This window comes from Streptomyces sp. 1114.5 (genome assembly GCF_003635085.1).
Classification (GTDB): domain Bacteria; phylum Actinomycetota; class Actinomycetes; order Streptomycetales; family Streptomycetaceae; genus Kitasatospora.
In genome coordinates this window covers 120,167-133,314 of the sequence record NZ_RBXE01000002.1, presented here as the reverse complement: position 1 = coordinate 133,314, position 13,148 = coordinate 120,167, and the positions used below count along the sequence as shown (strand labels likewise).

Sequence of the window (13,148 nt, the reverse complement as noted above, 5' to 3'; positions counted from 1 at the left end):
CGCCGGGCCTACCTGCGGGTAGGGGCGCCCGCCCCGGACTGCGCCGACCCGTTCGGCCACGGAGCAGGAGGCACCGCAATGCCCCAGGCCAGTACCGCGACCCGCACCCGGTGGACCAACTGGGCCGGCAACCAGAGCGCCCGGCCGGCCCGGGCCGCCGCTCCCGGCACCGCGGAGGAACTGGCCAAGGAGATCCTGCGCGCCGCCGAACAGGGCCGCACCGTCAAGGCCGTCGGATCCGGCCACTCCTTCACCGCGATCGCCTCCGCCGGCGACGGCGTCCAGATCCGCCCGCACGCCCTCACCGCCGTCCGCGGGATCGACCGCGAGGCCGGCACCATCACCGTCGAGTCCGGGCTCCCGCTGCACCGGCTCAACCGGATCCTCGCCGCCGAGGGCCTCTCCCTCACCAACATGGGCGACATCGAGGTCCAGACCGTCGCCGGCGCCACCAGCACCGGCACCCACGGCACCGGCCGCGACTCCGGCTCGCTCGCCGCCCAGATCCGCGCCCTGGAGATCGTCCTCGCCGACGGCACCGTCCGGCACTGCTCCCCCACCGAGAACCCCCGGCTCTTCCAGGGTGCCCGGCTCGGCCTCGGCGCCCTCGGCGTGATCACCGCACTCACCTTCGGCGTCGAACCGGCCTTCCTGCTCACCGCCCACGAGCAGCCGATGGCCTTCGACGAGGTGCTGGAACGGCTCGACGACCTCACCGCCGTCAACGAGCACTTCGAGTTCTACTGGTTCCCGCACACCGACCGCTGCTCCACCAAGCGCAACAACCGCAGCCAGGGCCCGGCCGCCCCGCTGCCCCGGTTCAAGGAGTGGCTGGAGGACGACTTCCTCTCCAACACCGTCTGGGAGGGCGCCTGCCGGGTCGGCCGGCGCTTCCCCGGCTCCATCCCCTCGATCGCCGCACTGGCCAGCCGCGCCTGGTCCGACCGCAGCTACACCGACACCGCGTACAAGGTGTTCACCAGCCCGCGCAAGGTCCGCTTCGTGGAGATGGAGTACGCGGTGCCGCGCGCGGCCGTCGGCGAGGTGCTGCGCGAGCTGAAGGCCCTGATCGAACGCTCCGACTGGAAGGTCAGCTTCCCGGTCGAGGTGCGCTTCGCCCCCGCCGACGACCTCTGGCTCTCCACCGCCTCCGGCCGGGACAGCGCCTACATCGCCGTCCACCTCTACCGGGGCACCGCCGACCAGGGCTACTTCACCGGCGTCGAACAGCTGATGACCGCCCATCAGGGCCGCCCGCACTGGGGCAAGCTGCACACCCGCGACGCCGGGTACCTGGCCGGCGTCTACCCGCACTTCGGCGACTTCACCGCGCTGCGCGACGAGGTCGACCCGCAGCGCGTCTTCGGCAACGACTACCTGCGCCGGGTGCTGGGCGCCTAGTTCGCCGGGGTCTCGGCGGCGGGCGGCGGGGCCTGCGTCGCCCGCGTCGGCTCGTTCGCCGGTACGGACGGCTGCGGCGTCGCCCCGCCGGTGGGCTTCCCGCCGCCCGCCGACGGGGAGGAGCCGCCCGACGGGCTCGCGCTCGGACCCGCCGAGGGCGAGCCCGTACCCGTACTCGTGCCCGCGCCGGTGCTCGGGGTGGCGCTCGGCTCCCCGCTCGGCCGCGTCGTCGCCGGGGCCGAGGCACCGCCGGACGGCGTGGCGTCCGACCCGCGGGGGCCGCCCGGGGCCGGCCGCTCCGCCGGGGCGTCCTGCGGCCGGGAGGACGCGGGCGCCACCGAGCCGCCGAAGGAGGTGCCGTTGCCGGACTCGCCCTTGACCGTTGCCGACACCGGCTGCCCGGTGGCCAGTTCGAAGGCCACGATCGGCGTCATCGCCAGCACGAAGACCAGCCCGGACACCACCGCGTAGCTCTTCCAGGTCCACCGCCGGCGCGCCCGCACCACCTGCGGCTCGTTCCACTCCGCGGTGAGCACCGGGGACGGCGCCGGCTCCCCGCTCGCCACCGGCACCTGGCGCAGCGTGTTGACGGCCTGGCTCGGCCCCCGGTCCACCGCCTCGCGCAGCTGTTCGCCGGTCCGCCGGAAGACGTGCTGGAACACCGCGCCACCGGTGGTGGCCCCGACGCTCACCACCGCGGCGCCCATGATCGTTCCGTAGACGCCCAGTTCGGACGCCAACAGCGCGCCCACCACGGCAGCCAGCGCGCTCGCCACGACCTGAGCCACGCTCAGATCGATCCGCTTGCGCTCCTCCTTGCCGCCCTCCTCGGCGGGGCCCCGCTCCGACATCGCATCCCTCGGTCCGTACGACTGTTCTTCGAACAAGCCACTCCATCTTGCCCAAAGAAGGACACAAGGGGCGAAAATGCGGTTCTGCACTCCCGGATTGTGTGAAGATGATCACCGTTCATCCGGTGGTGGTCCGCCATCAGGGGCGCGCGCTCTTGAGATTCCCGTGAATCGCGGGAGACTTGAGCGGCGAGCCGCCCCTCCGGATGCCACGAATGGAGTACTGTTCGTAAAGCCCGAGCCTTGGGTCGACTTGTCGACTGCGCCTGAACCGGCAGCTTGACGGGGAGCCACGGACCGGGCACGCACGGCGACGCCCGTCCCGGACCGTCGCGAACACTCCGCGTGCGAGGACGGCCGGGACACCCAGACGCGACGTCGACCGATGGCGTGGCAAAAAGGCAACCGTGCCACAGCGGCATGCCCGGGCGTGAGCCCGACACGCCGGGGAACTCAGCAAGGTTGTGGCCAGTCGCGAGCGGGCAGGCCACACTCAGTACGGGAGCAGCGACGCAGGTGACGTCGGCAGGCACCACCCGGGAGGTAACCGTGCCCGAACTGCGGGTTGTGGCCGTCAGCAACGACGGCACACGGCTGGTGCTCAAGGCCGCCGACAGCACGGAGTACACCCTCCCCATCGACGAGCGGCTGCGCGCCGCCATCCGCGGCGACCGGCCGCGCCTCGGCCAGATCGAGATCGAGGTCGAGAGCCACCTCCGCCCCCGGGACATCCAGGCGCGGATACGAGCCGGTGCCTCCGCCGAGGAGGTCGCCCAGGCCGCCGGGATCTCCGTCGACCGCGTCCGCCGCTTCGAGGGCCCGGTCCTCGCCGAACGCGCCTTCATGGCCGAGCGCGCCCGCAAGACCGCCATCCGCCGCAACGGCGAGTCCTCCGGCCCGCAGCTCGGCGAGGCCGTCGCCGAACGCCTCGCGCTGCGCGGCGCCGAGAAGGACACCGAGCGCTGGGACTCCTGGCGCCGCGACGACGGCACCTGGGAGGTCATCCTCTCCTACCGGGCCGACGGCGAAGGCCGCAGCGCCTCCTGGACGTACGACCCGCCCCGGCGCCTGGTCCAGCCCAACGACGACGAGGCCCGTGCGCTGATCGGCGAGAACGTCGAGCGCGAGGAGGAGTCGGTCTTCCCGTTCATCCCGCGGATCGCCCGGCTCCCCCAGGACCGGCCGCCCCGCCCGATGATCGACCGGCCCTCCGCCGACCGCATCATGTCGGCCCGTGAGGTCCGGGAGTCGCGGGAGGCCACCGCCGAGGCCCGGGACTCGCTGACCAGCCTGCTCGACGTGGTCCCCGCCTTCCGCGGCGACCTCGCCGTCGGCGGCCCCACCGCCATCGAGCCGGTGCCCGCCGACGTCGCCGAGGAGAACGAGGAGCCGGCTGCGGCCGCCGCCCCGGCGGTCGGCGCGGGCTCGGCCTACGCCGACATCCTGATGCCGCGCGCCGTCGCCCCGCACCGCGAGCGCCTGGTCGGCACCACCGACCGGCAGGCCGAGGCCGACGGCGTCCGGCCCGGGCGCCGGGCCACCGTGCCCAGCTGGGACGAGATCGTCTTCGGCAGCCGGCGCAAGAAGCAGGAGTAGCAGCGCTGCCGAAGGGGCGGGAGGCCGGGCCTCCCGCCCCTTCGGCGTTCCCGGGATCAGCCCGGTTGCGCTCGGACTGTTCGTGCTCAGCCCGGCTGCTCGGTGACCGCCACCGGGCGGCTCTCGTCGCTCGACCACTCGCTCCACGAGCCCGGGTACAGCGTGGCCGACAGGCCGGCCACCTCCAGCGCCAGGATCTGGTGCGCCGCCGTCACCCCCGAACCGCAGTACACCGCGGTCTCCCGCTCCCCCGCGCCGAGCGCCCGGAACCGCTCGGCCAGCTCGGCCGCCGGCAGGAAGCGCCCGTCCGCACCCACGTTCCCGGTCGTCGGCGCGGAGACCGCGCCCGGAACGTGCCCGGCCCGCGGGTCCACCGGCTCCGTCTCACCCCGGTAGCGCTCCCCCGACCGGGCGTCCAGTAGCAGGCCCTCGCGCGCCCAGAGCGCCGCACCGTCCGCGTCCACCGTCGGCAGCTGCCCCGGCACCGGCTTGAAGTCGCCCTCCCCGGCCTTGGGCAGCTCGGCCGTCACCGGCAGCCCCGCCGCCTGCCAGGCCGCGAAGCCGCCGTCCAGCACCCGGACGTCCCGGTGCCCGGCCCAGCGCAGCAGCCACCATGCCCGGGCCGCCGCCATCGAGGCCGCGCCGTCGTACACCACGACCGGCCGCTGCGCGTCCACCCCGAAGCCGCGCATCGCCGCACCGAACTCCTCCGGGTCCGGCAGCGGGTGGCGGCCGCCCCGGCCGGGCGCACCGGGCGGGGCCGCGAGGTCCCGGTCCAACTCGACGAAGTGCGCGCCCGGCAGGTGCCCGGCCCGGTACTCCTCGGCCGCGGTCGGGCCGCCCGGCGCCGCACCGACCAGCTGGTAGCGCACGTCCAACAGCACCGGCGGACGCGCGGAGGCGAGCGCCGCCCGCAGCTCGGCCACGGAGATCAGCGGGGAACCGTCGTTGTAGGTCGTCATGGCGGCCATTGTCGCGCAGCGCGGCCGACGCGCCGCTCTTTGTGCGGACTTTGCCGGACTTTCCGCGCGGCCCGAGGGTTGGGCGACCGCCAGGGTGGAAGCATCACCCTCGCGCCCGAGGATCCCCGTGCGCCAACCACCCACGAGGAGGCCCGCATTGACCGCGGTGGAACTCCGACTGGCCCAGGGCACGCCCTGCTGGGTCAGCCTGCTGACCGACGACCTGCCCGGTGCCCGCGCCTTCTACGGCGAACTGCTCGGCTGGACGTACGCCCCCGGCCCCGGCCAACTCGGCGACTACGTCCGGGCCGAGCTCGACGGGCAACCGGTCGCCGGCCTCGGCGTCTCCACCGCCACCGGCTTCCCGGTGCAGTGGACCACCTACTTCGCCGTGGACGACGCCGACCGCACCGCCCAGCTGGTCCGGGAATGCGGAGGCACCGTCGCCGTCGGGCCGGTGCAGGCCGAGCGCGCCGGGCGGATGGCGATCGCCTCCGACGTCTCCGGCGCCGTCTTCGGCCTCTGGCAGGGCGAGGAGCACCTCGGCCGGGAGGCCGGCGACGAACCCGGCGGCCCGGCCTGGGTCGAACTGCTCACCCCCGACACCGAGGGCGCCGCCGTCTTCTACGCCACCGTGCTCGACCGTCCCGTCCGGCCCGGCGAGGACGAGAGCTCACTGCTCGTGCACGGCCGACCGGTCGCCGGCATCCGGCACCGCGCCGACCTGCGCGGCCACCCGCCGCGCTGGCGCACCCACTTCGCCGTCCGCGACGTCGACCTGACCGCACGTCACGCGGTCGAACTCGGCGGCCGGATCCTGGTCGAGCCGCACGACACCGCCCACGGCCGCGCCGTCCGGCTGGCCGACCCGCAGCGCGGGCACTTCTCGGTGCTGGAAGTGAGGGGTTAGGGCGGATCCCGTCGCGGACCCGGCAAGGATCCGCAGGACACGCCCTAAGCCTGCTGCTCCTCGAAGGGCAGCACGTCCGGGGAGAGCACCGAGGCACGGGCCGTCGCGGCGGTCAGCCGGCGGCGGTGGTGGCGGCGGCACAGCACCTCGTAGCCGACCTCGTCGTCGCTCACCGAGATGTCGCCGATCACCACCTGGGCGCCCTCGACCACCATCACCCCGCCGACCGTCCGCGCGTTGTGGGTCGCCCGCGCGCCGCACCAGCACAGCGCCTCGACCTGCAGCACCTCCACCCGGTCGGCCAGCTCGATCAGCCGCTGCGAGCCCGGGAACAGCCGAGTGCGGAAGTCCGTGGTGATGCCGAAGGTGTAGACGTCGATGTCCAGCTCGTCCACCACCCGGGCCAGCTGGTCGACCTGCTCGGCGGAGAAGAACTGCGCCTCGTCGCAGATCAGGTAGTCCACCCGGCCGCCCGCCGAGAGCCGGTGCACCACGTGCGCGTGGAAGTCGAAGTCGTCCGTCACCTCGACCGCCTCGGTCCGCAGGCCCAGCCGGCTGGAGACGGTCGCGGCGCCCGCCCGGTCGTTGCGGGTGAGGATCACGCCCTGCCGGCCGCGCGCGGAGTGGTTGTGGTCCATCTGCAGCGCCAGCGTCGACTTGCCGCAGTCCATCGTGCCCGAGAAGAACACCAGTTCAGCCATGGGTGGAGCAAGGGCCTTTCACATCAGGGGAGTTCGGGCACAGAGAAGTCAAGGGCACGGCTCAGCCGCGCACTTCGAGCAGCGGCACGAACTGCTCGACCGGGGTCATCGAGCCGTGCAGCCCGATCATCGCGGACTCGCCGGGCTCGTTGCGGGAGGCGACGATCGCGATGTCGTCGCGCGCCGCGGCCACCACGTCGCCGATCCGGCCGTACACCCGCTCGTCCACGGCCGGGCCGAACCAGCCCGCCGCGATCGCCTGGTCCCTGCTCGCGACCCACATCCGGTCGCCCAGCACCTCGCTCCAGACCGCGTGCACGTCGGCGGCGGCCCCCGGCACCGCGTACACGTGCCGGGCCCGGCCCTCGCCGCCCAGCAGGGCCACGCCGGCGCCCAGCTCCCAGTCCTCGTCGAAGTCGATCCGGTCCTCCGGCGCGATGTCGATCATGCCGTGGTCGGCCGTCACGTACATCGCCGAGCGCGGCGGCAGCTGCTCGGCCAGCCGGCGGGCCAGCCGGTCCACCGCGTCCAGCGTCATCCGCCACTCGTCGGAGTCCACCCCGAAGCGGTGGCCCGCGCCGTCCAGCTCGCTGACGTACGTGTACACCAGCGCCCGGTCGTGCTCGGCCAGCCAGGAGGCCGCCAGGTCCATCCGTTCCTCGCCGGTGGTGCGGCCGAGGAAGGTGCCGCCGGACAGCGCCACCCTGGTCAGCGGGGTCTGGGCGAACAGCGGGGAGGAGACCTGCGCGGTCGCCACCCCGGCCTGGTGCGTCCGCTCGAAGACCGTCGGGTACGGCTGCCAGGCGTGCGGCTCGGTCGGCGGCTGCCAGCGCAGCTGGTTCATCAGGTAGCCCGCCCCCGGCACCGCCACCGTGTACCCGGCCAGCCCGTGCAGGCCCGGCGGCGTCCCGGTGCCGACCGAGGCCAGCGAGGTCGCCGTGGTGGACGGGAAGCCCGCGGTCAGCGGACGGCCGCTGCCGCCCAGCGAACTCCCGGCCAGCGAGGACAGGAACGGCGCGTACTCGGGGTGACGCAGCAGCAGCTCCCAGCCGAGGCCGTCGACCAGGAACACCACCACCCGGTCCGCCGGGGCGATCGGCAGCGTCGCGGTGAACCCGGGGACGCCGAGGCCCGCCGCCACCGAGGGCAGCAGGTCGCACAGCGAGCCGCTTCCGTACGGGGGTGCGGGGGCCGTGGCCGGGTCAAGGATCTCGAAGGCGTCGTAGCCGTCGGCAGGTGCGAAGGACATGGAACCGGATTCGTAGCGTTCGGTGGCGGCGATCAGACCCGAGGGCCGTTGTCGATCGTCGCGTCGGACAGCGCCCGGGCGAACACCAGCGCCTGGGCCACCGTCTCCGGGCCGTCACCGGCCTCACTCACCCGCAGCGAGAGGTCGTCGGCCGTCGCCGAGCCGGTGTAGCCGTGATCCGCCTCGCAGTTCGGGTCCGAGCAGCCGGCCGGCTCCAGGTCCAGGCGCTGTACCGCGCCCCAGCCGATCGTCAGCACCACCTCGCGCGGCAGCGTCCCGGGCGTGTACGTCTCCGGGTTCGCCACCATCCGGCTCACCACGACCGAGCCGATCCGGTCCAGCCGGACGCTCTCCGTCGAGGTCGTCGCGTACGGCACCGCCGGGCTGCCCTCGGCGCCCGACTGCTCGTCGGTGTGGCTCACCACGAACCGGGTCGGGGTCAGCACCAGCACGGTCACGTGCCGGCGGACCTCGTTGGCGTCGAAGGTCGTCTCCTGGTGCACCAGGTAGGAGCTGATCGGCTCCGGGCCCACCGCGGACTCGACCGCCTCGGACACCAGGGCCGGGTAGTAGCCGCTGCGCTCGATCGCCGAGCGCAGGTCCTGAGTGGTGGTGGTACCGGTCTTCGCCATATCTCCATCCTGGCATGGTCCGCCGACGAAGCGGGCGGCGCGGCGCCAAGCTTCGGACAACAGCGCCCGGGCAGGGCGCAACCAAGGAAGGTTACAGCGTGCTCATGGCGCGCGGGCCCAGATCGCTGCGGACGGGCAGTGGCGCGACCCGCACCCGCGCCCCCAGGATCGCCAGCCCGTGCGGGGCCACGACCACGGGTTCGAGGTCCACCGAGGCGATCTCCGGGACGTCGTCCACCAACTGCGACACCCTGAGCAGCAGCTCCTCCAGTGCGCCGGTGTCCACCGCCTCGGCGCCGCGCCAGCCGAACAGCAGCGGCGCCGCCCGTACCTCCCGGATCAGCCCGGCCACGTCCTGGTCGGTGGCCGGCACCAGGCGGTGCGCCGTGTCGCCCAGCAGTTCGGCCGGCGCGCCGGCCAGGCCGAAGGACAGGATCGCGCCGACCGCCGGGTCCACCGTGGCGCCGATCACGGTGTCCACGCCGCGCGGCGCCAGCCGCTGCACCACCAGCTCGGCCTGTGCGGCGCCGCCGAGCAGGGCGTCCAGCTCGCGGTGGGCGCGGCGCAGGCCCTCCTCGCCGGTCAGGTCCAGCCGGACGCTGCCCAGGTCGGGGCGGTGGCGCAGGTGCGGGGCGGTCGCCTTCAGGGCCACCGGGTAACCGAGCGAGGCCGCCGCGGCGACGGCCGTCGCCTCGTCCGGGGCGGGCAGCGTCGGCGAGACGTCCACGCCGTAGCGGGCCAGCAGCTCGCGGGCTTCGGCGTCGGACAGGGTGATCCGGGCGCCGCCGGGCTGGGTGCGCGCGGCTGTAGCGGTCCGGGTGCTCAGCGCCGCCGCCACCAGGGTGCGGGCGCCGGGCTCGTCGATCCGGTCCAGCTCCGGGACGCGCGCCGTCTCCTCCGCCTCGGCCGTCCGGCGGCGCCACTGCGCGTAGTGCACGGCGTGGGCGAGGGCGTGCACGGCCCGCTCGGGCGCCGGGTACGCCGGGATGCCGCCGGGGCGCAGCCGGGTGGGCAGGTCGGTCAGCGCCAGGTGGGCGAGCACCAGCGGTTTGCCCAACTCCTTGGCGCGCCCGCCGGCTTCGAGCAGGGCGGCGGCGATCTCCGGGTCGTCCGAGCCCATCGCGGGGTCGTCCTCACCGGTCAGCCGGCCGCCCATGAAGGCGTGCGCGGAGGTGCCGATCGGCGGAATGGCGACGGCGATCACCGCGTCCACGGCCGGGTCGGCCAGGGCGACGTCGAGTGCGATCCGGAAGTTCTCGCCGGTCGCGGCGGTGGTCAGGTCGACGGGCGTGCGCGGCCGCAGGCCCGCGCTCAGCAGGGCGTCGTAGGTGAGCAGGCCCAGCGAGTCCGAGTTGCCGACCACCGCGACCCGGTCCCCCGGCGGCAGCGGCTGCAGGGCCAGCAGCTCGCCGGTGTCGTACAGCTCGGTGATCGTCGCGACCCTGATCACGCCCGCCTGCTCGAACAGCGCGTCCACCGTGGCGTCGCGCAGGCCGGTGGCGGTGGCCGGGACGGCGTGTCCGGGCGGCAGGCTGCCGGTGTGGCGGGCGCCCTTGACCACCACGATCGGCTTGACGGCGGCCAGGCGGCGGGCGATCCGGGTGAACTTGCGCGGGTTTCCGAAGGACTCCAGGTAGAGCAGCACCACCCCGGTGGCCTCGTCCTCCGCCCAGTACTGCAGGAAGTCGTTGCCGGAGACGTCGGATCGGTTGCCCACCGAGGCGAAGGAGGAGACGCCGAGGCCGCGCCGGTGGGCGGCCTCCAGCAGGGCCACCCCGATCGCCCCGGACTGGCAGAAGATCCCGAAGCCGCCGCGGCCGGGCAGGCGCGGGGCGAGCGAGGCGTTCAGCGGATACTCGGGGTCGGTGTTGATCAGGCCGAAGGCGTTGGGGCCGATCACCCGCATCCCCGCCGCGCGGGCCTGGCGGACCAGCGCGCGCTGGCGGTCCCGGCCCTCCGGCCCGGTCTCCGCGTAGCCGGCGGTGACCACCACCAGGCCCCGCACGCCGTGGGCGCCGCACTCGGCGACGGCGGCCGGGACGGCGCTCTCGGGGACGGCGATCACCGCGAGGTCCACCGGCCCGGGAATGTCCAGAATCGAACGGTGCACCGGGACGCCGTCCAGCTCGGTGCCGGGCGGGGCGTTGCGGTTCACCGCGTGGACGGGGCGCTCGGCCGGGGCGCTGCCCAGCAGGTCGCGCAGGATCGCCCGGCCGACGGTCTGCGGGTTGCGGGAGACCCCGAGCACCGCGACCGAGCGCGGGGTGAGCAGCCGCTGGACCGAGCGGGCCTCGGCGCGGTGCTCGCGGGCGCGCATCACGGCCAGCGAGCGCTCGGTCTGTTCGAGGTCGAACTCCAGGTGCACCACGCCGTCGGCGAAGCTGCGGTGCTGGGTGTAGCCGGCGTCGGTGAAGACCTTCACCATCTTCCGGTTCTCCGGCAGCACCTCCGCCTGGAAGCGGCGGATGCCGCGCTCCTGCGCCACCGCGGCGATGTGCTCCAGCAGGGCGGAGGCCACGCCGCGGCCCTGGTGGGCGTCCTGCACCAGGAAGGCCACCTCGGCGTCCGTCCCGGTGTCGGAGGGGCGGCCCTCGGCGTCGATCCGGTCGTACCGGACGGTGGCGATGAAGCGGTCCCGGACGACCACCGCCAGGCCGACCCGGTTCACGAAGTCGTGGTGGGTGAAGCGGCGGACGTCCTTGTCGGAGAGCCGCGGGTAGGGGGCGAAGAAGCGGAAGTACTTGGACTGGTCCGAGACCTGCTCGTAGAACTCCACGAGGCGCCCGGCGTCGGCGGGCGTGATCGGCCGGATCCGGGCCGTACCGCCGTCGCGCAGCAGGATGTCCGCTTCCCAGTGCTGCGGATAGTCCGGTTGCTGCTCGGGGGTCGCTGCCGCGGAGTCGTCCACGTTCGTCAGGTTATCCGGCGGTGGGCCGAATGGCGCCTGACCTGTGCCCGCGGCAGGCTGGACGGGGCCGGCGGCCGGGGTTTATGCCCCGAAAAGAAACAATCACAAGTCCTGAACGCGGCGGCTCGCGGGGGCTGTCTGCGTGCAACACTGGTCTAGACAACACGGTCGTTTCCCCCGCTCCCCGAGCACGGCCGTGACCAGCTTCACCGGAAAGGCACGTCTCATGGCCGAGCGCCGCGTCACCATCGGTTGGGCCGAGGGCCTGCACGCCCGTCCCGCCTCCGTCTTCGTCCGGGCCGTCACGGCCACCGGCGTGCCGATCACCATCGCCAAGCCGGGCGGCAACCCGGTCAACGCCGCCTCCATGCTCGGCCTCCTCGCCCTGGGCGCCCAGGGCGGCGACGAGGTCATCCTCGCCTCCGACGCCCCCGACGCCGACCAGGCCCTCGACCGCCTCGCCAAGCTCGTCTCCGAAGGCCTCGACGAGCTCCCCGCCGCGGCCTGAGACCGCGCAAGGCTCACGAAGCGCCTGATCGGGGTGCCACCGGATTCCGGTGGCACCCCGATCTGCTGTGGTCAGCCCTTGACGCAGACGACCTGCTTGAGGTGCGCGACCACCTCGACGAGGTCCTTCTGCTGCTCGATGACCTTCTCGATGTTCTTGTAGGCGCCCGGGATCTCGTCCACCACGCCGCTGTCCTTGCGGCACTCCACGCCCGCCGTCTGCTCGGCGAGGTCCCGCGTGGTGAACCGCTTCTTCGCGGCGTTGCGGCTCATCTTGCGGCCGGCGCCGTGCGAGGCGGAGTTGAACGCCGCCTCGTTGCCCAGGCCGCGGACGATGTAGGAGCCCGTCCCCATGGAGCCGGGGATGATCCCGAGGTCGCCGGAGCCGGCCCGGATCGCGCCCTTGCGCGTCACCAGCAGGTCGACGCCCTCGTACCGCTCCTCCGCCACGTAGTTGTGGTGGCAGCTGATCACCTCGTCGAAGGTGACCTCCGCCTTGGTGAACTCGTTCCGGACGACGTCCTGGAAGAGCGCCATCATGACCGCGCGGTTGTGCTTGGCGTACTCCTGCGCCCAGAAGAGGTCCTGGCGGTAGGCGGCCATCTCCGGGGTCTTCGCCAGGAAGACCGCGAGGTCCTGGTCGATCAGGCCCTGGTTGTGCGACAACGACCGGGCCACGCCCATGTGGTGCTCGGCCAGCTCCTTGCCGATGTTGCGGGACCCGGAGTGCAGCATCAGCCAAACCGCGCCGGTCGTATCGACGCACAGCTCGATGAAATGATTTCCTCCGCCGAGCGTGGCCATCTGCTGCATCGCCCGCTCGCGGCGCCACTTGACGTCCTCCGCGATGCCGTCGAAGCGCTGCCAGAAGTCGTCCCAGCCCGCCGCGCGGAAGCCGGGCAGCTTGCTCGGATCGACCGGGTCGGTGTGCAGGCCGCGGCCGACCGGGATGGTCTGCTCGATCTTGTTGCGCAGGCCGGACAGGTCGTCCGGGAGGTCGTCGGCGGTGAGCGAGGTCTTCACCGCGCTCATCCCGCAGCCGATGTCGACGCCGACCGCCGCCGGGCAGACGGCGTCCTTCATCGCGATGACGGAGCCGACCGTCGCGCCCTTGCCCAGGTGGACGTCGGGCATCACGGCGAGGCCGCGCAGCCAGGGCAGCGAGCTGATGTTGCGCAGCTGCTGCATCGCCGCGCCCTCGACCGTCGCCGGGTCGGTCCACATCCGGATCGGGACCCGGACGCCGGGGACTTCGGTGTACGTCATGGGTGAACGACCTCCAGGGGTCGGTGAGTTCAGCGGAAGGAATGCCGCGCGTAAGAGAATCCCGGTGCGGCTCGGGGAAGTTCAGGGGTGGGCGCGCTCAGGCAGCCGACGCGACGCAGGGGAGATACGGCCTTGGGGAGCGTCGTCGTATCGTTCGCTCGACCC

General features: G+C 73.6%; 11 protein-coding genes. 4 read left to right on the top strand and 7 right to left on the bottom strand.

Annotated features, from left to right (window positions below):
* The first annotated feature begins 78 nt into the window (after window positions 1-78).
* A complete protein-coding gene (locus tag BX285_RS24025) occupies window positions 79-1,401 on the top strand; it encodes a D-arabinono-1,4-lactone oxidase (RefSeq protein WP_097235984.1) in 1,323 nt (440 codons plus the stop codon).
* On the opposite strand, the gene BX285_RS24020 is transcribed toward BX285_RS24025, so the two are convergent.
* The gene (locus tag BX285_RS24020) at window positions 1,398-2,252 is read right to left on the bottom strand and encodes a hypothetical protein (protein ID WP_121177983.1); all 855 of its coding nucleotides are present in this window, start codon (window positions 2,250-2,252) and stop codon (window positions 1,398-1,400) included. The genes BX285_RS24025 and BX285_RS24020 overlap by 4 nt on opposite strands.
* A gap of 516 nt (window positions 2,253-2,768) precedes the next feature.
* Here BX285_RS24020 and sepH point away from each other — a divergent pair.
* The gene (gene sepH / locus BX285_RS24015) at window positions 2,769-3,848 is read left to right on the top strand and encodes a septation protein SepH (RefSeq protein WP_097235986.1); all 1,080 of its coding nucleotides are present in this window, start codon (window positions 2,769-2,771) and stop codon (window positions 3,846-3,848) included.
* Between the two features lie 86 nt (window positions 3,849-3,934).
* On the opposite strand, the gene BX285_RS24010 is transcribed toward sepH, so the two are convergent.
* Window positions 3,935-4,810 (bottom strand): sulfurtransferase, encoded by an 876-nt coding sequence (locus tag BX285_RS24010; RefSeq protein WP_097239963.1) that lies wholly within the window; start codon window positions 4,808-4,810, stop codon window positions 3,935-3,937.
* Window positions 4,811-4,976: 166 nt separating this feature from the next.
* Here BX285_RS24010 and BX285_RS24005 point away from each other — a divergent pair, with 166 nt between their 5' ends.
* On the top strand, window positions 4,977-5,720 hold the full coding sequence (locus BX285_RS24005) for a VOC family protein (protein ID WP_306458912.1): 744 nt from the start codon (window positions 4,977-4,979) through the stop codon (window positions 5,718-5,720).
* Window positions 5,721-5,764: 44 nt separating this feature from the next.
* On the opposite strand, the gene BX285_RS24000 is transcribed toward BX285_RS24005, so the two are convergent.
* The 4 genes from BX285_RS24000 to BX285_RS23985 all read right to left on the bottom strand — a co-directional run bounded on the left by BX285_RS24000 (window position 5,765) and on the right by BX285_RS23985 (window position 11,210).
* The gene (locus BX285_RS24000; RefSeq protein ID WP_097235988.1) at window positions 5,765-6,421 is read right to left on the bottom strand and encodes a thymidine kinase; all 657 of its coding nucleotides are present in this window, start codon (window positions 6,419-6,421) and stop codon (window positions 5,765-5,767) included.
* Between the two features lie 61 nt (window positions 6,422-6,482).
* Window positions 6,483-7,670 carry an alkaline phosphatase family protein gene (locus tag BX285_RS23995; RefSeq protein WP_097235989.1) on the bottom strand — a complete coding sequence of 396 codons (1,188 nt, stop codon included), beginning with the start codon at window positions 7,668-7,670 and terminating at the stop codon, window positions 6,483-6,485.
* A 32-nt stretch (window positions 7,671-7,702) separates the two neighbouring features.
* Window positions 7,703-8,302 carry a DUF5998 family protein gene (locus BX285_RS23990; protein ID WP_097235990.1) on the bottom strand — a complete coding sequence of 200 codons (600 nt, stop codon included), beginning with the start codon at window positions 8,300-8,302 and terminating at the stop codon, window positions 7,703-7,705.
* Window positions 8,303-8,393: 91 nt separating this feature from the next.
* Entirely contained in the window at window positions 8,394-11,210 is a 2,817-nt protein-coding gene (locus BX285_RS23985) for a GNAT family N-acetyltransferase (RefSeq protein ID WP_121177981.1), read from the bottom strand.
* Between the two features lie 226 nt (window positions 11,211-11,436).
* Here BX285_RS23985 and BX285_RS23980 point away from each other — a divergent pair, with 226 nt between their 5' ends.
* Window positions 11,437-11,718 (top strand): HPr family phosphocarrier protein, encoded by a 282-nt coding sequence (locus BX285_RS23980; RefSeq protein WP_097235992.1) that lies wholly within the window; start codon window positions 11,437-11,439, stop codon window positions 11,716-11,718.
* Between the two features lie 71 nt (window positions 11,719-11,789).
* Here the strand turns inward: BX285_RS23980 and BX285_RS23975 are convergent, their stop codons facing one another.
* Window positions 11,790-12,983, bottom strand: a complete 1,194-nt coding sequence (locus BX285_RS23975) for an RtcB family protein (protein ID WP_097235993.1) — start codon at window positions 12,981-12,983, stop codon at window positions 11,790-11,792.
* Window positions 12,984-13,148: the final 165 nt, after the last annotated feature.